Consider the following 21,789-nt stretch of genomic DNA (forward strand, 5'->3'; position numbering starts at 1 on the left):
GAGTTCAAGGCGTGGACGCCGGGCGGTCGAGCGTGGCGGCTTCTCAGCCCGTTGCGACCACGACGATGCAGTCGCCGGGGCCGAAGCTCAATCTTGCGGATTTCACCGGATTGATGCGTATTCCGCCCAGCCGGCGATGGTCTTCCTCGATGCCGTTCTTGCGGTAGCCGATGGCGATTTCGTTGCGTTCCAGTGCAGCCAGCGCCACCGTGTAGAAATCCACCTCGGTGTCGAGCGCCACGTAATCGCTCGCGGTTCTGAGATAAAGCTCGGCGCCCTGCTCGTCGAGCAGGCTGGCGAAGATCTGCTCCATATATGGGTTTTCCGATGCCTGGGCGAGCATCAGGCTGACGAGCTTATTGCTGACGACGAAATCGTCGGCGCGGCTCACTTCGGCCAGTTCGCGGTTGCGCACGTCGATCATCTCGCTGACCACATTCGCATGGCGGCTCGATTCCTCGGCGACCTGGCGCAGATGCAGAAGCGTCACCAGCGTGCGCGTGTCGGCAGCCTGCGGCGCCAGGTCCTCATGATAGCCGAGGACCAGGATATGATCGTAGTCCAGCGGGTCGAGCGAGCGGATGACGCTGCGCGAGGACGAATCGCCGTGCCTGATGTCGAGGCGCAGCCTGTCGTCCGAAAGCTTGATCTCGGCCGCCTGCCTGGCGAACGCCCCGGCATCGGCGACGACGGTCAGCAGCGAGCCGGGCGCCACGAAGCGTGAAAGCTCTGCCGCGACCAGCGGCGCGCGCCGGTTCCAGCCGAGCAGCAGCGTATGCTCGGGCTTGACCGGCTTTTCCACTGCCGGGCGGATGGCGGTGCGATCGAATTTGCCCTGGAAAGGTTTTACCTTGATCTTGTCATCGTCCTCGGCGATCAGCACCAGCCGCTCGCCCTCGACGATCCGCCGGTCGTTGGCGGAGTTGAGTTCGACCTTGCCGGCCGTGTCGACCACGCCGATCACGGTCGAGCTCTCGTAGAACATGGTCGCCGCGGCGAAGGATTTTCCAACAACGGCCGGCTCCTCGACGGCGTAGATTTCCGAACCGTCAAAATCGAGCAGCTCGGTATAGACAGCGCTGAGACCCGGCTGGCGGCTCGAATGCACGATGATGCGCGAGATCAGGTCGTCGGCGAGCACCAGTTGCGCCTCGTCGCCACCGACGATGCGCGCGAGCTCGGCATTGTCGGTGTCGCGGATTTCGGCGGCGATGCGGTATTTCTCCTTGCGCCGGTTCGGCGCCTGGGTCAGCGCCAGGATGGTCTTGATGGTGCTGGAATCGGGGTCGTCGGCATCCGGCGACAGAATGATGATCGAGCGCGATTCATGCGGGTTGACGATAGCGAGGTCGTAGAGGTCGGTGGGATCGCCACTGCGGCAGATGATCTTGGTGTTCTTGAGATCGGTGATCTTGCCGGCGATTTCGTCCTCCATCTCCACCTTGTCGCGATTGGCCATCACGACGATGCGCGGACGGCGCCGGCTCTCATTGGCGATGACCAGTTCGGAGATGACGTCGAAGATCGAGGGCGACCAGTTGAGGATGATGGTGTGGTCATGTTCGAGCACCATCGAGCGGCCCTTGCGCAATTCGTCAAGCTTGGCCTCGATGCCGGAACTGAGAATACCGATCAGGGTCGAAACGACGAAGATGCCGGAGAGCGTCACCAGGAGCATGACGAAGCGGAAGTCCCAGCCCGTGTCGCCGCCCATCGTGCCGGAGTCGAGCGTGCGCATCAGCGCTTCCCAGGTCGCCTCGCCGAAACCCAGCTTGTCCCCGCCCTGCTGCGTGACGCCGGAAATCGAGATGAAGCCGCCGAAAACGACGATGATGGCAAGCGAGATTATGCCGAGCCAGCCGATCAGCGCGCCGGTGCCCGCGCCCATGGTGCGGTCGAACAGGTAGCGCAACTTGGCACCGAGACTGTGTTTGGATTTCATTTGGTTCCTCGATCGACCGGATTCGCGATATGCGGCCGATCCGCCAATAGAGCATTTTCAAAGTGCATAAAATCTGTTAGTTGCGATTTTCATTGTCGTGAATGTCGCAGTGCCGTCAAAAGGATGTGATATTCGCAGGAAGATGCGCGTTGCTGCGGCTGGCGCCGGAATTTTCCGAGAAGGTTGTGGCTACCCGGTCGGCGATCGCTGATCGCCCGCGCGAAGGATTGAACGGATAGATGTGGGGATTGATTGTGGAATACCGCTGGGCCATTGCCATCGGGATCATCGTGCTCGTGCCGGTGGCGGCTATCGCGTTCTTCCTGTCGACACTGCAGCTGTTCGGCAATTTCGATGAAGTCATCCCGGGAGAATATTACCGCTCCGCCCAGCCGACACCGTCCAACCTCGACCGCTATGTCAACAAATACGGCATCAAGACGGTGCTCAACCTGCGCGGACTGAACACCGGCGATCAATGGTACCGCGACGAGGTGGCGGAGGCACAAAAGCTCGGCGTCAAGTTCGTCGATTTCAAGATGTCGGCCCGCAAGGAACTCACCGATGCCCAGGTCGAGAAACTGATCGAGATCCTGCACGATGCGCCGAAGCCCATCCTCGTGCATTGCAAATCCGGCTCCGACCGCACCGGACTGGTGTCGGCGATCTATCTCTACAAGATCGCCGGGCGCAGCGAATCGGAGTCCGAAAAGCAGATTTCCTTCCGCTACGGCCATATCGGCATCCCTTACATCTCCGAAGCAATCGCCATGGATCGCAATTGGGAGCGGCTGGAAAAGTCGCTTGCCGCCGGGTCGTGAGGAAAAACCTAGTGCATCGGCCGTGCCACGAAATCGGCGGCGCGTTGGTCGTGAAGGCGCAACGCGCTCCCTTCCTCGCCCCCCTGTAGGAGAGGATACGAAGACTGGGTGAGCTTCAGCGAACCCCTGGTCGAAGCTGGTGAGGGGTAAATCTGCCCCGCCTCATGCAATCACCCCGCTTGTTCTCTTCTGCCGATTGGCTAGAAGTGCCGGACCGATGCAAGGCGATGATCACAGATACCGGACACCATGAAAAATCTCAGGCTTTCCGATGTACTACCCTACGCAAAATTGTACCCGGCGGAGAAGGTGATGCGTTTCATCCAGACGGAACAACACTCACTCGTTCCTCTGATACCCGACACTATCATCGACGCACTGTTGCAAGACAGCGACCTGAAGTCAGACCTCTACTGGTATCTCGAAATCAGCGGGGAGGTCGACGTCAACGACTTCGATTGCGTTCACCTCGCCTATGCCAGCAGCGACAAGCTCAACAAGATCATCGTCAAGCAGCACAATGTATATTCGATTACAGTCGATCCGGCCAATGGCGAAGGGAACGTGATCGGCCACTGCCCCTGGTGTGGAATAAGATTGAACACGTCGTTGATGGGACCTGATCACGATCTGCTATGATACCTTTCGGCGCCTGCAAACCCATCTTCCTGTGAAGTGCGCAAGACAGGCATGCCGATAGCCGGCAACCAGAAATCCTATGTCTGCATCCATGTCTTCGAGGATACGAAGACCGGGTGAGCTTAAGCGAACCCTTGGTCGAAGTTGGTGGAGTAATTCTCGCCCGCCTCATTCACCTGCAAACCGCCTCATCATCGTCTCCCCCACCCCTCGCTGGAATTATCTTCTTCGCCAAACCCATCCCCCGGCATGAATTTCCTTGCCTTTACCGGCTTGCCGATGAGAAACACGGAGCTTACTTTCAAGACCGGAAACATAGGCGAGAATCCATGTCAGCGCATGCAAATGTCCTCGAAGCCATTGGCAACACCCCGCTCATCAAGCTGAAGGGCGCGTCGGAGGCGACCGGCTGCACCATCCTCGGCAAAGCGGAATTCCTCAATCCGGGCCAGTCGGTCAAGGATCGTGCCGCGCTCTATATCATCCGTGATGCGGAGCGCCGCGGCCTGCTGAAACCCGGCGGCGTGATCGTCGAAGGTACGGCCGGCAATACCGGCATCGGCCTTGCCATGGTCGCCTGTTCGCTCGGCTATCGCACCGTCATCGTCATCCCTGAGACCCAGAGCCAGGAAAAAAAGGACGCGCTGAAGCTGCTCGGCGCCGAACTGGTCGAAGTCCCGGCCGTCGCCTACAAGAATCCCAACAATTACGTGAAGCTGTCTGGCCGGCTCGCCGCCGAGCTCGCCCGGACCGAGCCGAACGGCGCCATTTGGGCCAACCAGTTCGACAATGTCGCCAACCGCCAGGCGCATATCGAGACCACGGCACCGGAGATCTGGAAGGATACTGGCGGCAAGGTCGACGGCTTCATCTGCGCCGTCGGCTCCGGCGGCACGCTGGCCGGCGTGGCGGAGGGCCTGCGTAGCTTCAATCCGGGGATCAAGATCGGCCTTGCCGATCCCGAGGGCGCGGCACTCTATGAATTCTATGCGCATGGCGAGCTGAAATCGGCAGGCAATTCGATCACCGAGGGTATCGGCCAGGGCCGGATCACCGCCAATCTCGAAGGTTTCAAACCTGACTACCAGTACCAGATTCCCGATGCCGAGGCGCTGCCGCTGATCTTCGATCTGGTCGAGAAAGAGGGGCTGTGCCTCGGCGGCTCGACCGGCATCAACATTGCCGGCGCGATCCGGCTTGCAAAAGACTTAGGACCGGGCCATACGATCGTGACCGTGCTCTGCGACTATGGCAATCGCTATCAGTCAAAACTGTTCAACCCGGAATTCCTCGCCGCCAAGGGGTTGCCGATCCCCGAATGGATGGCGCGCAAATCGACGATCAAGCCGCCCTACGAGGCCGCTTAACCCGCGAGACCATGCATGTCGACCCTGCCCCTCTTTCGTGACGATTTCTATCTGGCGACGGCGGAGGGGACGGTCACGACAGTCCGCGACAACGGCGCGATCGAACTCGACCAGACCTGCTTTTACGCCATGTCGGGCGGCCAGCCCGGCGACAGCGGCTTCCTCGAACGCGCCGATGGCTCACGTATCGAACTTGGCGCCACCGTCAATGGCGAGGACAAGAGCGTCATCCTGCACATGCCGCTCGAAGGCCAGCCCTCGCCCTCCGTCGGCGAGACGCTGGTGCTGCATGTCGACTGGCCGCGCCGCTACAAGCTGATGCGCATGCACACGGCCTGCCACATCCTTTCCGTCGTCTGCTCCTATCCGATCACCGGCGCGGCCGTCGGCGAAGATGACAGCCGTGTCGATTTCGACATGTCCGAGACGATCGACAAGGACGAGGTGACGGCGAAGATGATGGAGATCGTTCGCGCCAACCATCCGATCTACACGCAGTGGATCACCGATGCCGAGCTTGCCGCCAATCCCGGCATCGTCAAATCCAAGAATGTCCGTCCGCCGATGGGGCTCGGCCGCGTCAGCCTGATCTGCATCGGCGAGAATGCCTCGATCGACAGCCAGCCCTGCGGCGGCACGCATGTGTCGGAAACGCAGGAAGTCGGCGATATCCACATCGCCAAGATCGAGAAAAAGGGTAAGGAAAATCGGCGCTTCCGTATAAAGTTCGGCAAGCCCGAAGCCTGACCCAATTATTGGCATGACCGGAGACTGAACATGGCCGAGGACAAGAGCCCCTTCGTGGTATCCGCAGACTGGGTGGAGAAGAATCTCGGCGCGCCGAATTTCCGCGTCGTCGACGCCGCCTGGTATCTGCCGGCGCAGCAGCGCAATGGCGCGGAGGAATATGCGGCCGGCCATATCCCCGGCGCCGTGTTCTTCGACCAGGATGGGATCGCCGATCATACGAGCAGCCTGCCGCACACTGTTCCGACGCCGGACATGTTCGCCGCCGAAGTCGGCAAGATGGGTATTGCCGACACCGATACGATCGTCGTCCATGACGGTCCGGGCATTGCCACCGCACCGCGCGTCTGGTGGCTCTTTCGGCTGATGGGCGCGAAACAGGTCTATGTCATGGATGGCGGTCTCGACGGCTGGAACAAGGAAGGACGGCCGCTCGAAACCGACCTGCCGGAACCGACGCCGGCGACGTTCCATGTGCATGTCGATACGTCGAAGGTCACGTCGCTCGAGGCGATGAAGGACATCGTGGCGCGCGGCACGCGCCAGATCGTCGATGCCCGCAGCGCTGGCCGTTTTGCCGGCACCGATCCCGAGCCGCGCGCCGGCCTGCGCTCCGGTCATATGCCGGGCGCGAAAAGCCTGCCGGCAACGAGCTTTTCCGCGAACGGAACGTTCAAATCCCTGCCGGAACTCCGGCAGATGATCACGGAGGCCGGCGTCGATCTCTCGAAGCCGGTGGTCACCAGCTGTGGTTCAGGGGTGACGGCGGCGGTGATCACACTGGCGCTCACCTCCCTCGGCCATACCGACAATACGCTCTATGACGGCTCGTGGTCGGAATGGGGCGGACGCAACGACACTGCCGTCGTCAAGGATTGACGATGGCGACTCTTTCGAAAAAGCCACGTGCGCTCAAAGCCCATATCACCCGGCTGGAAATGACCGCGCCGCCGACGAGGAGCCTGCCGCTGCCCGTCAACCTCACCACCGCACTGATGCGGGTGCAGGATATTCCCCTGCCCTTCTACCGTTTCCTCTATACCGAGGTCGGACGGCGCTGGCATTGGGTCGATCGGCTGCGTATGAGCGACGAGGAGCTGACGCGCGTCTTGCGCGACCGCCGTAATCACGTCACGGTGCTCTATGTCAACGGCGCACCGGCCGGCTTTTACGAGCTTTTCCACGCAACCGAAGAGGTCGTGGAACTCAGCCATTTCGGGCTGATCGAACATGCGCTCGGCATGGGGGTCGGTAAATGGCTGCTTTTGCAGGCGCTCTATGCGGCCTGGGCTTTCGAGCCGAAGCAGGTGACGGTGAGCACCAACAATCTCGACCATCCGCGGGCTCTGCAGCTCTATCAGATGTTCGGCTTTAATCCGGTCTCGACGTCGGATGCGCTTGTGCGGCCGCTCAGCGATGAGGAAATTCTCAAGATTTACGGCGCCTGACAGTCGTTGGGCTGCTGAAGCCACTCACCTGCGGGCAAGCCCGGTGATGATCAAGGCACATATGCCGAGCGCTCGGGCAAAACTGTCCCCTGGCAGGTTTCGGGTGGCAGCCGCCGCCATATGATCGGATAGTCGGGCAAATCCAATCGAGGAGATTTGCCATGACCGACATCCTGTTTCATGCAATGCCGACAGAAGACGCCGAAGCCATCTGGGCCGGCGGCAAGGACTCCTACGGCTTTTCGGCCGAGAAAATGATTTCGGATGGCCCCGGCCATCCCTGCCGGCATTGCCTTGCCAATGTGAATGAAGGCGAAGAACTCTATGTCTTCGCCTATCGTCCCTTCCCGGAACTGCAGCCCTATGCCGAGACCGGCCCGATCTTCCTTCACGCCCGGCCCTGCCGGCGCTATCAGGCCGAAGAGGTGCAACCGGCCGTGCTGCAGACGAGCAAGGATTTCATTCTGCGCGGCTATGGCGACAACAACCGCATCGTCTACGGCACCGGTGCCGTCGTCCTCAAGGAGGACATTGCCAAATATGCAGAGGGGCTGCTGAGGCGCGACGACATCGCCTATGTGCATGTCCGCTCGGCGCGCAACAATTGTTATCAGTGCCGCATTGATCGCGCCTGAATCAAAAGAGCCGGCCCGACGGATCGGACCGGCCCGTTGTGCTCAAAATTGTCAGGCTCAGGCTGCGAGTGCGGCTTCCGGAGCATACATTTCGTAGCCGAGCGCCTCGGCGACGGGCGCGTTGGTGATTTTGCCCTTGTGGACATTGAGGCCATTGCGCAGGTGCTTGTCGGCGAGGATCGCCTGGATGCCCTTGTCGGCCAGTGCCAGGCCGTGCTGGATCGTGGCATTGTTGAGCGCATGCGCGGACGTCACCGGCACAGCGCCCGGCATGTTGGCGACGCAATAGTGGATGATGCCGTCGACTTCATAGGTCGGGTCGGAATGGGTGGTGGCATGCGAGGTTTCGAAGCAGCCGCCCTGGTCGATGGCGACGTCGACGATGACGGCACCCTTCTTCATGCCGCCCAGCATCTTGCGCGTGACCAGCTTCGGCGCGGCGGCGCCGGGGATCAGCACGGCGCCGATGACCACGTCAGCCGAGAAGACTTCGTTTTCAAGCGCGTCGATCGACGAGAAGCGGGTGTGGATACGGCCCTGGAAGATATCGTCGAGCTGGCGCAGACGCGGCAGCGAACGGTCGAGAATGGTGACGTCGGCACCGAGACCGACGGCCATGCGGGCGGCATGCAGGCCAACCACGCCGCCGCCGATGACGACGACCTTGCCCGGCAGCACGCCAGGCACGCCGCCGAGCAGCACGCCACGGCCGCCATAGGCCTTCTGTAGCGCCACGGCGCCCGCCTGGATCGACAGGCGGCCTGCGACTTCCGACATCGGTGCGAGCAGCGGCAGGCCGCCGCGGTCGTCGGTGACCGTCTCATAGGCAACGCCGGTGACGCCGGAGGCGAGCAGGCCCTTGGTCTGTTCCGCATCCGGAGCCAGGTGCAGGTAGGTATAAAGAATCTGGCCTTCGCGCAGCTGCACCCATTCGGACGGCTGCGGCTCCTTGACCTTGACGATCATGTCGGCGCTCTGGAAGACTTCCGCAGCCGTACCGGCAATCTTGGCGCCGGCGGCGACATAATCCGCATCGGCGGCACCGATGCCGGCGCCGGCATTGGTCTCGACCAGCACGGAATGGCCATGCGCGACATATTCGCGGACGGAGGCCGGCGTCAGGCCGACGCGGTATTCATGGTTCTTGATTTCCTTCGGGCAGCCGACGCGCATGGTATTCCCCTGTTTTGATCGGTTTGACGGGCGGTTGTTGATGCCCGTGATTAGAGCGCAAAAGCCGTGAAATGTCCTTGCAAAGCGGATTTGCCATCGGGGCAATTTTCGAATAATCTTTCGTTCAAACGAGTATTTTTCGAAGGTTCCACGAATGGAGAACCTGGATCATATCGATCTTTCCATGCTGCGGGTATTGCAGCAGAACGGCAGAATCTCCAATGCCGACCTTGCCGAAAAGGTCGGGCTATCGGCGTCGGCCTGTTCGCGAAGGCTCGACATCCTGGAAAAATCCGGCGTGATCAGCGGATATTACGCCCAGGTGTCGGCCAAAGCACTCGACTACAAGATGATCGTCATCGTGCATATCTCGTTGTCGGGCCAGTTCGCCAAGACGCTGAGCGAATTCGAAGCGGCGGTGAAGCGAGTGCCGAACGTGCTCGTCTGCTATCTGATGTCGGGCGAATATGACTATATCCTGCGCGTCGCCTGCAAGGATCTGGAGGACTACGAGCGCATCCACCGCGACTGGCTGTCCGCACTGCCGCACGTGGTGAAGATCAATTCGAGCTTTGCACTCAGGGAGATCATCGACCGGCCGAATGTGGTGGTGTAGGCTCACTGTACAACTGTTGGAAAGCATCCATTCCTTGAGAGACGATCATCTCGACCTCGCCTATGTCATGCTCGTCGCGGCAAATGTGCTTAGCGCCCTCCTTCTCGCCGGTTCAGATGGATTCTATTCCTATTCAGGCGGCCACCTGTTCAGATGCGCAGATCTCATGTCCAGCGGCAGCGATGATGAGGTGACGATGATGTACTTCGTTTTCATGATCGTGCCTCTGGCTTTGCGCTTGATCTTCTTTACCAGCCGGCCGTCATTCCTGGAATTGGCCGTGTTCTTCGGCATATTCGGCTTCGGGCTGCTTTTCGTCGCCGTGGCGAGCGATTGCGGCGACCTTGTCAGCACCGGCTTTGTCAGGGGAAGCGTGTCCGCCAATATATTCATGGCAACCGGCCTTCTTTCGGCCATCGAATTGATCTGGCTCCATGTTCGCAGGTAGCTCGCAAACTCCCCGCTTTTCTGAAGCAGGCGGACCTCGGGAGAAAAACATGAAATGCGTCATCGCGACAGCTTGGCTGTTCGTGTCGGCAACCGCCGCACTTGCCCAGAAGGCAGACGCCGACAAGCTCTGTTATGAAATCGGTGCAACTGCCGGCGCTTTCATGGAACGGCGGCAGCATGGCACATCCATGGGCGAAGTTATGGCTCGTCTCGCTAAAAGCAACGCATTAATTCCGCTAACGGTTCGCGAGATGGTGATCAAAGCTTACGACGAACCGGTCTACGACACCGAGGATAGACAACAGCGGGCGATAAGAGAATTCTGGAGTGGCTATCAGTTTGACTGCTACAAACAGTTCTCCGAGCCAAAATCGAAGCAGTAGCCAAGTCCCCCATTCCGCATCGGCCAAATGCAATTGGCGACTTGAAGGTTGCAGCGGTTTGCGCCATTGTCCGCTCGTTCGAACGACAACAAAGCACAGGAGGCGACCATGTCGAACAAGCGCAAACACCTCCACGACGTGAGCTTTTGAGGTCACGTCCAAGCGACGTAAATCCTTCCCATCCGAAAGCCGGGTGAAAACCGGGGACCAGACGGACCACGGCGGCGTGGAACTCATCGAAAAACTTGGTCGCAACGACCCCTGCCCCTGCGGTTCATGGAAGCGGTTTCAAGCACTGCTGCATGACGAGCGGGCGCTATGACGGGTCGCTGCGCGATCATTACTTTTAGGGACCGATATCCCCGACAGCCGGATCGGCTTGGCCGCCGCTCCGGCAACGCGATGTTTGACACGGAAAATCGAAAATGAACGAGCATTTGTTCGAAGCGCGCCAAAAAAGGCTGCGCGGTATGGAATTGACCTATGCGTGGCAGGGTTATGGTTCGGCGTATTTCCTCGAATTCGGCAATCTGAGATATGGCTTTTTTCCAAAGGCAAAGCGGCGGAATTTCCCGACCGGCGAGATGAGCGTCTTTCTCTCCTGGAGTTGGCGGATCGAATATGGGAATCGTATCGTCTGCGGTAGTTGGAGCGATGACGACGATTGGAAGCCTGTGTTCGATGGCTTGCTGGGCGCAACGGTCGTCGACGTCACCCATTTCGGTCGGCTGCCGGAGATCGAAATCGAACTCTCGAACGGTGTTCGGCTGCTGTCGTTCATGACAGTCGAGGAAGGGCCGGACTGGACGATCAGCGACCGGGACCCGTCCGGCGAGAAGGGGCTCTATCTGCAGTGGCGGATGGAGCATTCGTGGAAGCGCCGTAGTGCCTTGCCTGCCAAATCGAGCCGTGCGATTTCACGAGCCTTGGCAAGCGAGTGATCAATCGCAATGGAATTTCTGGCAGGCTATCACTACTGGGCGCGGCCCGGACCGTCATCGCTGCCGCCGCTGGTGCTCCTGCATGGCAGCGGCGGTTCGGAAAACGCATGGGACGGCATCGGCGGGACCGTTGCGCCCGGTACATCCGTCTTCGCGCTCCGTGGATCGCTGGCCTGGGAAGATGGCTTTGCCTTTTTCCGCCGCAACCCCGACAGAACTCTCGATTACGACGATCTTGCCGCCCAGACTGAGGGGCTGGCGAGATTCCTGGAAGCGCTGGCGCGGCGGCACACGCTTTCCAGACCGCCGGTGATCGTCGGCTTTTCCAACGGGGCCATCATCACGGCCTCGCTGATTGCCCGGCGGCACAGCCTGACATCCGGCGCCGTCCTGATGCGCCCATTGTCACCATTCAGGGACACGAAGCCTGCGGCGCTGAACAATTATCCCCTGCTGATCCTGGCCGCGCGCCATGATGGTCGGCGCGAACCCCGTGATCACGAGGTCGTCGCTGCAGACTTCCGGGAGTCCGGCTCGGAAGTCACCCATCGGCAGCATGATTGCGGCCACGACATCAGCGACGAGGACCTGATTGCATTGAAAGCCTGGTTGCAACAGACCTTCGCCTAGCGGGCTTTGCCTTGCCGATCTCCCCTCGCCTATGCCATCTCACCGACCAGAGACACTGTGCGAAGATGAACTCGCCTGTTCAGGTCGGCCACAGCGACATTCTGAAGGATCAGTTCGTCCATCGTGCCGCTGTCGATATGGACGTCCCCATGCGACGCCCGTCAGATGATGCGCCATCAGGTCCTTTAAGTCGGCGATGTCAGCGCGGCCAGAGAGATCGATCTTGTCGGCGCCGTGGCCGAAATCGGAGATGGTATCGGTTTCTTGCCCGGTGGCGAAGACGAATGTGTCGGCGCCCTTTCCGCCGGTCAGCATCTCTCATGCACCGGCATTGAGAACGTTGCTGCCGGCATTGCCGATCAAGGCATTGTCGACTGCATTGCCTGTGCCGTGGAGGTTTTTGTGCCAAGCAGTGGCAGGTTTTCAATCTGGCCGTTCGTCAGCGTCGGTGCCGCTCCAAACTTCGATCACTTACCGACGAAATCCATGAATATCGGAGCGTCCGACCAGCCGGCAGTTGGCGAGACTTGTGGCGACGGGAACCGAGTTCATGCGCACGCTTCCTTCTTGTCCGCCCCAGCGATGATGCCTGAGCGATTTCGGCTGTCTTGCGAAAGTCAACGCGGCTGTGGCATATCCAGATCATGGCATTCACCTTCCGACAGCTGCAATATTTCATCGCCGTGGCCGAGCAGGGCACCGTCAGCGGCGCTGCGCAGGTCCTGTCGATTTCGCAATCGTCCGTCACCGAGGCGATGAAGGAACTCGAAAGCGATCTCGGTGTCATGCTGTTCGAGCGGCATTCGCGCGGGCTGACGATCACCCATAACGGCCAACAGTTCCTGCGGCATGCGACGAATATCCTCGCCTCCGTCTCGGATGCGCGGCGGACATTCACCGACAACAGGGACAAGACCACCGGCTCGCTCAATCTCGGCGTCACGTCGCTGGTGGCAGGCTATGTGCTCTCCGACCTCCTGCGCCGCTATCGCCGCGCCTATCCGGCCGTCGACGTGTCGGCAATCGAAGACAATGGCAGCTATCTCGAACACCTGCTGATCGGCGGCGAGCTCGACATTGCCGTGATGACCATTTCCAACCTGCGCGACCGCATGGCGCTGCAGGCCGAGATCATCGAGACCTCGCCCTATCGCCTCTGGCTGCCCATGGGCCACAAGCTCGGCAGCGCCGATATCATCTCGGTGAAAGACATCGCGCAGGAGCCGCTGATCATGCTCACCGTGGACGAGATCGAGGAGAATACCGGCAAACTGCTGACCGCACTCGGCGCCAAGCCGCATGTCGCCTTCCGTACCCGTTCGGTCGAGGCGGTGCGCAGCCTTGTCGCCACCGGCGCCGGCATCGCGCTACTGCCAGACCTCGTCTATCGCCCCTGGTCACTGGAAGGTGACAGGATTGAAAGCCGCGACGTATCGGGCTCGCTGCCTGTGGTGCAGGTGGGGCTGGTGTGGCGCCGCGGTTCGTCGCTGCCGCTGGCGGCGCGGGAGTTTTTGCGGATTGCGGAAACGGCGCGGGCCGTAAGGGAACGCTGACAGTCAACCAACATCGGAAAAGTCATGTTCAACAAAATCCACCACATCGCCATCATCTGCGGCGACTACGAGACGTCGAAGCGCTTCTACTGTGACGTCCTTGGTTTCGAGATCCTCGCCGAAAATTTCCGCGAAGTGCGCCGGTCATGGAAATGCGATCTCAGGAGCGGCGATGCGCAGATCGAGCTCTTCAGTTTTGAAAATGCCCCACCCCGCCCCTCGCGGCCGGAGGCAAGGGGCATGCGCCACCTCGCCTTTGCCGTTGCCGATCTGGATGCCGCGGTAATGCGCGTGAAGGCCACGGGCGTCGCTGTTGAGGATGTCCGTATCGATGAATATACCGGCAGCCGCTTCACCTTCTTCGCCGATCCCGATGGATTGCCGATCGAACTCTACGAGGTCGAACCGCGATAGGCTACAAGATGCTGCCCGCAGCAGTGTAAGCCAGGATCAGGAAGATGACGAAGAGCACCAAGGCGATGATGAACAGGATCTTCGCGATCTGAGCGGTTGCCGCCGATATGCCGGAAAAACCGAAAATACCGGCAACGATTGAAATAACCAGGAAAATCAGGGCCCATTTCAGCATTTTTGCTTCCTCTTCTAAAACCGATTGGTTTTAGAATGTTCGGATGAACTCAAAGTTCCAGTGGCGATCGGATTGCAATTCAGCGGCATCGCTCCTGCCGCATCGCAGCAGGAGCAGAGCGTTTGTCTTACAGCGCCGCCGCCGGTTGCGGCGAGGCTTCATAGGCGCCCCAGATCGACTGGTCGAAGCAGATCACCGAACCGGTCATCAGGCCCGACTCGGACGAGGAGAGATAGACGCAGGCGCGCGCCACTTCATTGGGGTCGACAAGCCGGCCGTTCGGCAATTGGGCCGCGGCTTTTTCCAGCCAATCCGGTTCGGCATCGTGATATTGCCGCTGGATGCGGTCCTCGCCTTCCGACGCCATCCAGCCGATGTTGAGGCCGTTGACGCGGATGCGGTTGCGCAACAGCGCGTAGGCGGTGTTCTTGGTCAATGTCTCCAGCGCACCTTTGGATGAACAGTAAGCGGCGATGAACGGTTGGCCGGCCATGGCCGACATTGAGCCGATATTGACGATCGTGCCCTCGATCTTCTCACGGCGCATGACCTTGACCGCCTCCTGCATCAGGAAGAACGGCGCACGGACATTGACGGCGAATATGCTGTCGAACAGTTCCGGGCTGGTGTCGAGAATGGTGCCACGGTCGGTCAACGCCGCGGCATTGATCAGCGCGTCGACGCGGCCGAATTCATGGTCGGCACAAGCGATGACGGCTCTGATATCCTTGACCTTTTCGAGATCGGCCTGCTGGTAGATGATTTTCGTGCCCGTAGCGGCGGCAATCTCCGTGGCCTTGGCCTCGCCTTTGTCGCGGTTGCGGCCGCAGATGACGATGCCCGCCGCGCCGCGCTCGGCAAAAGTGCGCGCAATTGCGGCGCCAAGCCCCTGCGTGCCGCCGGTGACGACCGCGATCTTGCCTTCCAGACGGGCTGCATTTTCAGACATATGGTTTCCTCCATTCAATCGAGTAATGACAACGGCAGCCTTCTGTCCAGCGGGACAGAGAGCTGCCGTCGATGCGGTTCTGGATCTATTCGATCAGGTCAGCTTCTTCGCAGCCTGGAGCGCCAGCGCTTCGTTGAACTCCTCCGGGCTCCAATCGCCGGCCAGAGCCTCCTTGAAGAGTGCGGCCTGGGTCTTCGGCGCCAAGCCGCCGACTGGCGGGTCGCGGTCGAGATTGGTCGGGAAGGAATAGCCCTCGGCCGAGGAAGCAATGGCGTTGTCGGCAGCGGTCTGGTCGATGGCGCCATTGGCGAGCATCGTCTTGAGCGCCGGGTAGAGCTTTGAGCTCATCTTCTCGCGGTTGACCGATTCCATGGCGCGGCCGAAGGCCGAGGACACCTGCAGCAGGTTCGCCATGCGTAGAATATCCTTGGAGCGATTGGTGCCAGCGGCGTGGATGAGCGCCGGATTGAAGAACACCACGTCGCCTTTTTGCAGCGGCAGTTGCACATGGTGCTGGTCGAAATAATCCTGGAATTCCTGGCGGGTGGAGACGAGGAAGCCGAGCGGGTAGCGCTGGCTGAACGGCAGGAACAGCGTCGGACCGCTTTCGAGCGGCATGTCGCAATGGGCGACCGCGCCCTGCAGCGTCAGCACCGGCGAGAGGTGATGGACATGCGAGGGGAAGCGTTCGATTTCCGACGGCGCCTGGAAGCCAAGATGGTAGTCGCGATGCGAGCGCTGTGCGGCACCGCCCGGATTGACGCGGTTGACCTGTGCCGTCATCTGGTAGTGCGGGCCAAGCCAGGCTTCGGAAGCGAGCGCTATGATGGCATTGCCATAATACTGCGCAAAACCCTCGGGATCGGCGAGGCAGTGCTTTTCCAGGGAATTCCAGATGCGGTCGTTGGCACCGGGCTTGGCGAAATGGTCGCCGCCGCCGGTCTTCATCCGATGCTGCTCGTCGATGATGTCGGTAAACACTGTCGTGGCGCGATCGATTACCGCATGATCGGTATAGGCCTGCTTGAACACGGCGACGCCGGGACCACCCATGAAGACATCGCAGATTTCGGCCAGCACCGCCTTGCGACCTTCGGCCGTGCGGCAGGCATCGACGACGCGGGCGGTGTCGTAGATCACCACATTCTTCTCCAGCGCGCTGGCATGCGGATAATCGGCGAGATTGGTGGTCTCGGCGAGCCAGGCGGCAAAATCCTCGAGGTCGCAATCGGCCTCGGTGTACCAGACACGGTTGGAGCGAGCGGCTGCTGGATTGTCGGTTTTCATGATTTCCTCCCATGGGTGACCGTTGATGGGCTGGAGTATATGTCGCTTCGGTGATATGCCCAGCAGCGGAAACCATCAAAAATCCATCAAAACCACAGCGAGCGGCCATCAATGGCGCATGAATTCCTGATCAAGGACATAGCCTTCCAGGCGGGGTTGAGCACAGCCACCGTCGACCGGGTGATCAACGATCGCGGCGGCGTGCGACGACAAACGAAAGCGCGCGTGGAAGCGGCCCTTGCCGAATTGCATCAGCAGGAAAAGGCTGCGGCGCTGGCCGGCCGCACCTATGTTTTCGACGTGATCATGGAAACGCCGGACCGGTTTTCCAATGCCGTGCGAGCCGCGTTCGAAAGCGAGGCTGTCGCCTTTCTGCCGACCGTTCTGCGCTCCCGCTTCCATGTCGCCGAACAGATGCGCGAGCAGGATATGCTGCAGCTGATCGCCAAGGTGCGCCGGCGGGGCAGCCATGGCGTGGTGCTGAAGGCTGCCGACACGCCGGCAATCGCCCAGGCCGTGGCTGAACTGAGCGAAGCGAATATCCCTGTCATCACGCTGGTGACCGATCTGCCGAATTCCCGGCGCATCGCCTATGCCGGCGCTGACAACCGGGCGGCCGGCGAGACTGCCGCTTATCTGATCGGTTCAAGAGTGAGCGCAGGCACGGTGCTGGTGACGCTGTCGTCGAGCCGGTTTCGCGGTGAGGAAGAGCGCGAGATCGGCTTCCGCCGGCTGCTGCGCAAGCGCTGGCCGCATCTCGGCATTCTTGAAATCAGCGAGGGCTACGGCAAGGATTTCGCCACCGGCGAACAGGTTCGAGCGGCGCTGGCCCGCGATGCATCGATCAACGCCGTCTATTCGATCGGCGGCGGTAACCGGGCGATCATCAATGCTTTTGTTGCCGCCGGCCGGCCAATCGCCTGCTTCGTCGGCCACGATCTCGATCGCGACAATGTCGAACTGCTGCGGCAGGAGCGGCTGCATTACGTGCTGCATCACAACTTGAGCAGCGATGCCGCTTCGGTTTTCCGCGCGTTCCTGAAATCACGTCATGCGATCCCGCAAATGGCGGGACCGCAGCTTTCGGCGATCGAGATCATCACGCCGTTTAATTTGTCTTGAGGCCGTAAGTCGGATCGTTGAACAGCTTGATCGTGTCTTCCGACATGACCGGTTCATCGCCGAACCAGCCGCCGCCCAGCGCCTGGCAGAGTGCGACATAATTGAGATTGACCTGCTGCGTGCTCTGCGCAAGGCTAAGCTCGGCATTGTAGAGGTCCGCCTGTGCATCCAACACATCCTTGAATTCCGTCGTACCGGATTCATTGAGCTGGCGGGCCAGAGCTTCGGCCTTGGTCAGATCGGCGACGGCCTTGGTCAGGCGGGCGTGGCGTTCCTGCTCGGCACGCACGGCAACCATGGCGTTCTCGACGTCTTGGACCGAGGTAAGCACCGTCTCCTTATACTGCAGATAAGCGATGCGCGCTTCCGATTTGTTCAGGTTGATATTGGCCTTGATACGTCCGCCCTGGAAGATCGGAATATTGATCGTCGGACCAAAGCTCCAGCTGCCGGTGTGGGAACCGACATTGGCCGAAACGCCGATATTGCCGGAAAGCGTGATCGACGGATATTGATCGGCTTCGGCGACACCGATCGCAGCCAGCTGTGCCTGCAGCTGAAGCTGTGCGACGCGGACATCGGGCCGGTTGCGCAGAAGGTCGGCGGGTATGCCTTCGGAGAATTTCACGCGCGGGTAGCGCACCGACTTGAATTTGAAAATATTGCCGACCTCGGCCGGTTCCCTGCCGAGCAGCACGGCGATCTGATTGATCGCCTGTTGGCGTGCCTGCTCCAACGACGGGATGTCGGCTGCCGTCAACGAGGCCTGGGCGGTGGCGCGGGTGGAATCAAGTGCCGAAACCGAACCGGCTTCGAGTTTCGCCTTGGTGATTTCCGCCGTGTTGTTCTGAACGGCAAGCGACTTCTGCGCGATAATGATCTGCTGACCGAGGCCTTGTACGTTCAGATAGGCATTGGTGACCCCGGCGATGATGTCGAGTCGGGTTGAGTTGAGCCCTTCCTTCTGCGCTTCGACCAGATAGGTCTGCTGCTCGGCCGACGGCCGGGCGCCGAAATCGAGCGTCCATGTGGCGGCCAAGCCTGCCGTTGCCGCGGAATTGTCCGTCGTCACGGGCCTAAAGCCAGTCGGCGCCCAGTGACCCTTCATCGGCTGGAAAGGATTGCCCGGCGCAGGATGATTCGGGACCCAGACGAGCTTGCCTTGGTCCAGCTTGGTCGTCGACTCTGCAGCGGTGGCCGCCGTCTGGCCATTCAGTGACGGGAAATAGCCGCCCTTGACGATGCGGGCACTGAAGCGGGCTTCGCGGATGCGTTCCCGCGCCTGCTCGACGGAAATGTTGGAGGCCAGCGCCTCGTCGATCAGGCTGTTCAGCGTCGGGTCGCTGAAATTCGCCCACCATTTGGTGTCGGGGGCAATAGTCTTGCCCTTCCGCACATCCCGCGCCTTGTAATGCGACTCGAGCTTGATGTCGGGCCCGGGCACATAGTTGGAATTGCATGCGGAAAGCATGGTGCCGACGGCGAGCAGGAGCAGGAATTTTTTCATGGGCTGGATAGACTCCGGACCCCCCGGCACTCATGTCGGGGCATTAGCAACACGGTCTCCACGTCGCCGTCATGGCGGCGCGGTCAAATCATCAACTAAGCCGGCTGCTAACGCAAAACAAGATGTGCTGCAACAGGTCACCCCCCGCCGCGCTCCGGTCACAATCCTTTTATTGAGCGGGGATGACATTATTTCAACACTTTTCGAAGCGTTTTCCACACCAAGTGGAAAAACTGCTCAAAAATCAAAGTCTTGGCGGTTTATGTCAGTTTTCTCCAATCCAACGAGAACAATGCTGTCGCCACCGCTTTCGATGACCACATTTCCGCCATGTTCGGTGACGTGATTGCCCATTAATTCGGCAAAATTCTTGATGCCATGGAACTGCGTGAGATCAATGACATCGTGATTCTGGCCCTTGGCTGTGAAGTCGGTGATCCTGTCATTGCCACTGCCGTCCTTGAACACGAAACGGTCGGCGTCGCTGCCGCCGGTCAGCAGATCGTTGCCGATCCCGCCATCGAGACGGTCGCGGCCGGCATCGCCTGAAAGCTTGTCATTGCCGGCACCGCCATAGAGTTTGTCGGCGCCATCACCGCCGTGCAGCGAATCTGCCCCATCACCAGCACCCTTGCCGGGTGTCAGGTGGATGATGCGACCGTCGAAGGTTACGGCATAGAGGTTGCCGTTGGCGTCCGTGCCGAAATCGACGATGCCGTTTACAGCATCACCCTTGACCTGCTCGGTTCGCTCTGTTGCGCCCACGGCTTTGCCGTCGACCATATGCAAGGTGTAAAGTGCACCCGTGACAAAGTCGGCGAAGAAGTAAGAGCCATCGAGCCCGCCTTCGCCGTGATAGACCACGCCGCCGGTGATCGCGGCACTTCCGCCATTGTGAGAATATTCGAATACGGGGTTTGTGAAGGCCTTCGGGTCGGGCGGCGTGCCGTTAAAGGGATGCCGGCCTTCGCGGAAATTCCAGCCGAAGTTCAGGCCGCTATTCGTGCCTGCCTTGACATAGTCGACCTCCTCCCAGGCATTCTGCCCGACGTCGCCGATATAGAGATCGCCATTCGTGTCGAAGGAGAAGCGCCAGGGATTGCGCACGCCCATCGCCCAGATCTCGTCTGCGCCGGCCTTGCCGACGAAAGCATTGTCGTCGGGGATGGCGTAGTTCCTCGTGTCGTCATGCTTGAACTTATCGCCATTGATGTCGATGCGCAGGATCTTGCCGAGCAGCACGTCCTTGTTCTGCGCATTGCCGTTGGGGTCTCCGCTACCACCGCCGTCGCCGGTGCCGATATAGAGATAGCCATCCGGCCCGAACGCCATCGAACTGCCATTGTGGTTGTCCTCGCCGGGATGAGGAATGGTGATGATGGTCTTGACCGGGTCCGCATCGGCGTCTGCCTGGCCTGCGGTATGATGATATTCGCGGATTTCGATATTGCCGTCCGGGTCGGTGAAATAGACAAAGAACCGTCCCGTCGTGGCGTAGTCGGGGTCGAAAGCCACGTCGAGCACGCCGCGCTCACCACCGCTGGAGAAATCGCCGTCGGGAATATTGAGAAAGGTCGTCTTCTTGCCGGTATCGGAATCGATCCGGAAGATCGTGCCGCTCTGCTTGTTCAGTCCATAGAGATGGCTGTCATCGCCTGGAGCCGTGGTGACCTCGACGGCGCCCTCGCCGATATTGGCTATAGTCTTCGAGCGGATGAAACTTTGCGCCTGATCGAGATCGGTGCCGCCGCGGCCATAAAGGACATCATTGCCCGCGCCGCCGGAGAGGACATCGTCGCCATCACCGCCTGAAAGCGTGTAGTTGCCATCCGTACCTTTCCTCTTCATGAGCCATCCCTCCTTGTGCTCACCATCGGTAGAAGTCGCGGCACGAGAGAACGCTGTGTTTGTGGCAAAGACAAGGGGGAAATACTGGACACCCCGAAAGGGTTTCCAAAAAGAAACCGCCGGTGAAGAGCCGGCGGTTCCATGGCATCAAATTGGATGATTTCGGCTATGCCGCATGCGGCCGATGCGTCTGCAGCGACCGGATGGCATTCTGCACGGCGGCAACCGATGGATAAACATGGTTGTCGAGTTCCATGACATGGAATTTGACGGCTATGAATTTGACCTTGCCGTCTTCGGGAACGGCAATTCCGACCGGTTGGCCGGCATATTCTACGACCTGCTTGGTCATGACAGACCCCTGTCTCCCGCTACTAACGGGCTCAGTACCAAAATTCGGGTGATTAAAATGCGAGCGGAGACTACATTCGCTCAAGAAGGCAGCCGGATACACAGCCGCAAGACGCATAACGCCTGTCATCAAGATGTCGGGAATACACGCGACTGGCCTCGACCATTCCACTCCCTCCTCTGATCATTTCAACGTTGCTCGAAGCCGGCTCATTTCGCGGCCGACGCTGGGCATATGGTACGCCAAACTGGGCAATTCAATGGCGCCCGGCACAAAGCTGGCGTCGAATAGGGTAAGCGACTGATTGCATTATGCTTCTTAATCTCGCCACAACATAACTGAGTCGCGTTTGAAACGATAATTTTTTCCGTCTGATTATTGCGTGAAATCACCAATTCACGTAGATGTGAACGCCAAGTTCTCTTCGCCTTAATTTCTCCCAGATTCGGTCGCTTGCAGTGAAACGAACCAATGTATGTGGACTGTCGACGGCGCGCGATCGACGCGTGGCGGGCAAGACTCATCATGGTAGGGAGACATGGTTCCGGGACCCGAAAAAGCTCATATCCGGCCCAAATTTGGGCCAGTTTTCAAGCGATACCCGATGGCCACAGGGGTTTGTAAAATCTTGCGAAACGTCGCATGAAATCTTGACGGAGGTAGGAGTAGTCGTGTTTTGTTAGCCGGGTGACCCTCCCAAAAAACTCGGCWGGCCCGGGCAGTTGGAAGCATTGGAACAATTCTGGCCGTGAAGGCGTTATGTGCGGCAAGTTGAATACCTTTGCATCTA

At 59.9% G+C, this 21,789-nt stretch carries 25 protein-coding genes; 16 read left to right on the forward strand and 9 right to left on the reverse strand.

What is annotated here, in order from left to right; genetic code table 11:
* Positions 1-43 precede the first annotated feature (43 nt).
* A complete protein-coding gene (locus AC1DYF_RS24825) occupies positions 44-1,942 on the reverse strand; it encodes a CASTOR/POLLUX-related putative ion channel (RefSeq protein ID WP_477879502.1) in 1,899 nt (632 codons plus the stop codon).
* Between the two features lie 254 nt (positions 1,943-2,196).
* Between AC1DYF_RS24825 and AC1DYF_RS24830 the strand changes: the two genes are divergently transcribed.
* The 7 genes from AC1DYF_RS24830 (at position 2,197) to AC1DYF_RS24860 (ending at position 7,599) form a co-directional block, all read left to right on the forward strand.
* Positions 2,197-2,763, forward strand: a complete 567-nt coding sequence (locus tag AC1DYF_RS24830) for a dual specificity protein phosphatase family protein (RefSeq protein WP_477879504.1) — start codon at positions 2,197-2,199, stop codon at positions 2,761-2,763.
* Positions 2,764-3,075: 312 nt separating this feature from the next.
* Entirely contained in the window at positions 3,076-3,402 is a 327-nt protein-coding gene (locus AC1DYF_RS24835; RefSeq protein ID WP_477879506.1) for a hypothetical protein, read from the forward strand.
* Between the two features lie 329 nt (positions 3,403-3,731).
* Positions 3,732-4,769 carry a cysteine synthase A gene (locus AC1DYF_RS24840; protein ID WP_477879507.1) on the forward strand — a complete coding sequence of 346 codons (1,038 nt, stop codon included), beginning with the start codon at positions 3,732-3,734 and terminating at the stop codon, positions 4,767-4,769.
* A gap of 15 nt (positions 4,770-4,784) precedes the next feature.
* Positions 4,785-5,516: an alanyl-tRNA editing protein gene (locus tag AC1DYF_RS24845; RefSeq protein WP_477879509.1), complete on the forward strand. Its 732-nt coding sequence runs from the start codon at positions 4,785-4,787 to the stop codon at positions 5,514-5,516.
* Positions 5,517-5,546: 30 nt separating this feature from the next.
* Positions 5,547-6,395: a 3-mercaptopyruvate sulfurtransferase gene (gene sseA / locus AC1DYF_RS24850; RefSeq protein WP_477879511.1), complete on the forward strand. Its 849-nt coding sequence runs from the start codon at positions 5,547-5,549 to the stop codon at positions 6,393-6,395.
* Between the two features lie 2 nt (positions 6,396-6,397).
* A complete protein-coding gene (locus tag AC1DYF_RS24855) occupies positions 6,398-6,964 on the forward strand; it encodes a GNAT family N-acetyltransferase (RefSeq protein ID WP_477879513.1) in 567 nt (188 codons plus the stop codon).
* A 161-nt stretch (positions 6,965-7,125) separates the two neighbouring features.
* Positions 7,126-7,599 carry a DUF1203 domain-containing protein gene (locus AC1DYF_RS24860; RefSeq protein WP_477879515.1) on the forward strand — a complete coding sequence of 158 codons (474 nt, stop codon included), beginning with the start codon at positions 7,126-7,128 and terminating at the stop codon, positions 7,597-7,599.
* 57 nt (positions 7,600-7,656) lie between these two features.
* Here the strand turns inward: AC1DYF_RS24860 and ald are convergent, their stop codons facing one another.
* Positions 7,657-8,772 carry an alanine dehydrogenase gene (gene ald / locus AC1DYF_RS24865; protein WP_477879517.1) on the reverse strand — a complete coding sequence of 372 codons (1,116 nt, stop codon included), beginning with the start codon at positions 8,770-8,772 and terminating at the stop codon, positions 7,657-7,659.
* Positions 8,773-8,926: 154 nt separating this feature from the next.
* Between ald and AC1DYF_RS24870 the strand changes: the two genes are divergently transcribed.
* The 6 genes from AC1DYF_RS24870 to AC1DYF_RS24895 all read left to right on the forward strand — a co-directional run bounded on the left by AC1DYF_RS24870 (position 8,927) and on the right by AC1DYF_RS24895 (position 11,792).
* Entirely contained in the window at positions 8,927-9,388 is a 462-nt protein-coding gene (locus tag AC1DYF_RS24870) for an Lrp/AsnC family transcriptional regulator (RefSeq protein ID WP_477879518.1), read from the forward strand.
* Between the two features lie 34 nt (positions 9,389-9,422).
* The gene (locus AC1DYF_RS24875) at positions 9,423-9,836 is read left to right on the forward strand and encodes a hypothetical protein (RefSeq protein WP_477879520.1); all 414 of its coding nucleotides are present in this window, start codon (positions 9,423-9,425) and stop codon (positions 9,834-9,836) included.
* Positions 9,837-9,885: 49 nt separating this feature from the next.
* Positions 9,886-10,221: a hypothetical protein gene (locus tag AC1DYF_RS24880; protein ID WP_477879522.1), complete on the forward strand. Its 336-nt coding sequence runs from the start codon at positions 9,886-9,888 to the stop codon at positions 10,219-10,221.
* A 226-nt stretch (positions 10,222-10,447) separates the two neighbouring features.
* Entirely contained in the window at positions 10,448-10,543 is a 96-nt protein-coding gene (locus AC1DYF_RS24885) for an SEC-C metal-binding domain-containing protein (RefSeq protein WP_477879618.1), read from the forward strand.
* Between the two features lie 103 nt (positions 10,544-10,646).
* Positions 10,647-11,162, forward strand: coding sequence for a hypothetical protein (locus AC1DYF_RS24890; protein WP_477879523.1), 516 nt, complete (start codon positions 10,647-10,649; stop codon positions 11,160-11,162).
* A gap of 9 nt (positions 11,163-11,171) precedes the next feature.
* On the forward strand, positions 11,172-11,792 hold the full coding sequence (locus AC1DYF_RS24895; RefSeq protein ID WP_477879525.1) for an alpha/beta hydrolase: 621 nt from the start codon (positions 11,172-11,174) through the stop codon (positions 11,790-11,792).
* A gap of 39 nt (positions 11,793-11,831) precedes the next feature.
* Here AC1DYF_RS24895 and AC1DYF_RS24900 read toward each other — a convergent pair whose 3' ends face one another.
* Positions 11,832-12,107 carry a M10 family metallopeptidase C-terminal domain-containing protein gene (locus tag AC1DYF_RS24900; RefSeq protein ID WP_477879527.1) on the reverse strand — a complete coding sequence of 92 codons (276 nt, stop codon included), beginning with the start codon at positions 12,105-12,107 and terminating at the stop codon, positions 11,832-11,834.
* Between the two features lie 329 nt (positions 12,108-12,436).
* On the opposite strand from AC1DYF_RS24900, the gene AC1DYF_RS24905 reads away from it, so the two are divergent.
* Entirely contained in the window at positions 12,437-13,345 is a 909-nt protein-coding gene (locus tag AC1DYF_RS24905; RefSeq protein ID WP_477879529.1) for a LysR family transcriptional regulator, read from the forward strand.
* A 24-nt stretch (positions 13,346-13,369) separates the two neighbouring features.
* Positions 13,370-13,759 (forward strand): SMU1112c/YaeR family gloxylase I-like metalloprotein, encoded by a 390-nt coding sequence (gloA2, locus tag AC1DYF_RS24910; RefSeq protein ID WP_477879531.1) that lies wholly within the window; start codon positions 13,370-13,372, stop codon positions 13,757-13,759.
* A 1-nt stretch (position 13,760) separates the two neighbouring features.
* Here the strand turns inward: gloA2 and AC1DYF_RS24915 are convergent, their stop codons facing one another.
* The 3 genes from AC1DYF_RS24915 to AC1DYF_RS24925 form a co-directional block, all read right to left on the reverse strand.
* A complete protein-coding gene (locus AC1DYF_RS24915; RefSeq protein WP_477879533.1) occupies positions 13,761-13,934 on the reverse strand; it encodes a DUF1328 domain-containing protein in 174 nt (57 codons plus the stop codon).
* 127 nt (positions 13,935-14,061) lie between these two features.
* Positions 14,062-14,883, reverse strand: coding sequence for an SDR family oxidoreductase (locus tag AC1DYF_RS24920; protein WP_477879535.1), 822 nt, complete (start codon positions 14,881-14,883; stop codon positions 14,062-14,064).
* 93 nt (positions 14,884-14,976) lie between these two features.
* On the reverse strand, positions 14,977-16,170 hold the full coding sequence (locus AC1DYF_RS24925) for a phytanoyl-CoA dioxygenase family protein (protein ID WP_477879536.1): 1,194 nt from the start codon (positions 16,168-16,170) through the stop codon (positions 14,977-14,979).
* 111 nt (positions 16,171-16,281) lie between these two features.
* On the opposite strand from AC1DYF_RS24925, the gene AC1DYF_RS24930 reads away from it, so the two are divergent.
* The gene (locus AC1DYF_RS24930; protein ID WP_477879538.1) at positions 16,282-17,292 is read left to right on the forward strand and encodes a LacI family DNA-binding transcriptional regulator; all 1,011 of its coding nucleotides are present in this window, start codon (positions 16,282-16,284) and stop codon (positions 17,290-17,292) included.
* On the opposite strand, the gene AC1DYF_RS24935 is transcribed toward AC1DYF_RS24930, so the two are convergent.
* The 3 genes from AC1DYF_RS24935 to AC1DYF_RS24945 all read right to left on the reverse strand — a co-directional run bounded on the left by AC1DYF_RS24935 (position 17,279) and on the right by AC1DYF_RS24945 (position 20,999).
* Positions 17,279-18,799, reverse strand: coding sequence for an efflux transporter outer membrane subunit (locus AC1DYF_RS24935; RefSeq protein ID WP_477879540.1), 1,521 nt, complete (start codon positions 18,797-18,799; stop codon positions 17,279-17,281). The genes AC1DYF_RS24930 and AC1DYF_RS24935 overlap by 14 nt on opposite strands.
* Positions 18,800-19,036: 237 nt before the next feature.
* Positions 19,037-20,647, reverse strand: coding sequence for a PQQ-dependent sugar dehydrogenase (locus tag AC1DYF_RS24940; RefSeq protein WP_477879542.1), 1,611 nt, complete (start codon positions 20,645-20,647; stop codon positions 19,037-19,039).
* 166 nt (positions 20,648-20,813) lie between these two features.
* Positions 20,814-20,999, reverse strand: a complete 186-nt coding sequence (locus AC1DYF_RS24945) for a hypothetical protein (RefSeq protein WP_477879544.1) — start codon at positions 20,997-20,999, stop codon at positions 20,814-20,816.
* Positions 21,000-21,789 lie beyond the last annotated feature (790 nt).

This window comes from Rhizobium sp. P2_G9 (assembly GCF_056403475.1).

What these genes read in the sequence shown, in the direction of transcription:
- AC1DYF_RS24825 (WP_477879502.1), bottom strand. Translation starts at nt 1,942, where the DNA reads ATGAAATCCAAACACAGTCTCGGTGCCAAGTTGCGCTACCTGTTCGAC.
- AC1DYF_RS24835 (WP_477879506.1), top strand. Translation starts at nt 3,076, where the DNA reads ATGCGTTTCATCCAGACGGAACAACACTCACTCGTTCCTCTGATACCC.
- AC1DYF_RS24840 (WP_477879507.1), top strand. Translation starts at nt 3,732, where the DNA reads ATGTCAGCGCATGCAAATGTCCTCGAAGCCATTGGCAACACCCCGCTC.
- AC1DYF_RS24845 (WP_477879509.1), top strand. Translation starts at nt 4,785, where the DNA reads ATGTCGACCCTGCCCCTCTTTCGTGACGATTTCTATCTGGCGACGGCG.
- sseA (WP_477879511.1), top strand. Translation starts at nt 5,547, where the DNA reads ATGGCCGAGGACAAGAGCCCCTTCGTGGTATCCGCAGACTGGGTGGAG.
- AC1DYF_RS24855 (WP_477879513.1), top strand. Translation starts at nt 6,398, where the DNA reads ATGGCGACTCTTTCGAAAAAGCCACGTGCGCTCAAAGCCCATATCACC.
- AC1DYF_RS24860 (WP_477879515.1), top strand. Translation starts at nt 7,126, where the DNA reads ATGACCGACATCCTGTTTCATGCAATGCCGACAGAAGACGCCGAAGCC.
- ald (WP_477879517.1), bottom strand. Translation starts at nt 8,772, where the DNA reads ATGCGCGTCGGCTGCCCGAAGGAAATCAAGAACCATGAATACCGCGTC.
- AC1DYF_RS24870 (WP_477879518.1), top strand. Translation starts at nt 8,927, where the DNA reads ATGGAGAACCTGGATCATATCGATCTTTCCATGCTGCGGGTATTGCAG.
- AC1DYF_RS24880 (WP_477879522.1), top strand. Translation starts at nt 9,886, where the DNA reads ATGAAATGCGTCATCGCGACAGCTTGGCTGTTCGTGTCGGCAACCGCC.
- AC1DYF_RS24890 (WP_477879523.1), top strand. Translation starts at nt 10,647, where the DNA reads ATGAACGAGCATTTGTTCGAAGCGCGCCAAAAAAGGCTGCGCGGTATG.
- AC1DYF_RS24895 (WP_477879525.1), top strand. Translation starts at nt 11,172, where the DNA reads ATGGAATTTCTGGCAGGCTATCACTACTGGGCGCGGCCCGGACCGTCA.
- AC1DYF_RS24900 (WP_477879527.1), bottom strand. Translation starts at nt 12,107, where the DNA reads ATGCTGACCGGCGGAAAGGGCGCCGACACATTCGTCTTCGCCACCGGG.
- AC1DYF_RS24905 (WP_477879529.1), top strand. Translation starts at nt 12,437, where the DNA reads ATGGCATTCACCTTCCGACAGCTGCAATATTTCATCGCCGTGGCCGAG.
- gloA2 (WP_477879531.1), top strand. Translation starts at nt 13,370, where the DNA reads ATGTTCAACAAAATCCACCACATCGCCATCATCTGCGGCGACTACGAG.
- AC1DYF_RS24915 (WP_477879533.1), bottom strand. Translation starts at nt 13,934, where the DNA reads ATGCTGAAATGGGCCCTGATTTTCCTGGTTATTTCAATCGTTGCCGGT.
- AC1DYF_RS24920 (WP_477879535.1), bottom strand. Translation starts at nt 14,883, where the DNA reads ATGTCTGAAAATGCAGCCCGTCTGGAAGGCAAGATCGCGGTCGTCACC.
- AC1DYF_RS24925 (WP_477879536.1), bottom strand. Translation starts at nt 16,170, where the DNA reads ATGAAAACCGACAATCCAGCAGCCGCTCGCTCCAACCGTGTCTGGTAC.
- AC1DYF_RS24930 (WP_477879538.1), top strand. Translation starts at nt 16,282, where the DNA reads ATGGCGCATGAATTCCTGATCAAGGACATAGCCTTCCAGGCGGGGTTG.
- AC1DYF_RS24935 (WP_477879540.1), bottom strand. Translation starts at nt 18,799, where the DNA reads ATGAAAAAATTCCTGCTCCTGCTCGCCGTCGGCACCATGCTTTCCGCA.
- AC1DYF_RS24940 (WP_477879542.1), bottom strand. Translation starts at nt 20,647, where the DNA reads ATGAAGAGGAAAGGTACGGATGGCAACTACACGCTTTCAGGCGGTGAT.
- AC1DYF_RS24945 (WP_477879544.1), bottom strand. Translation starts at nt 20,999, where the DNA reads ATGACCAAGCAGGTCGTAGAATATGCCGGCCAACCGGTCGGAATTGCC.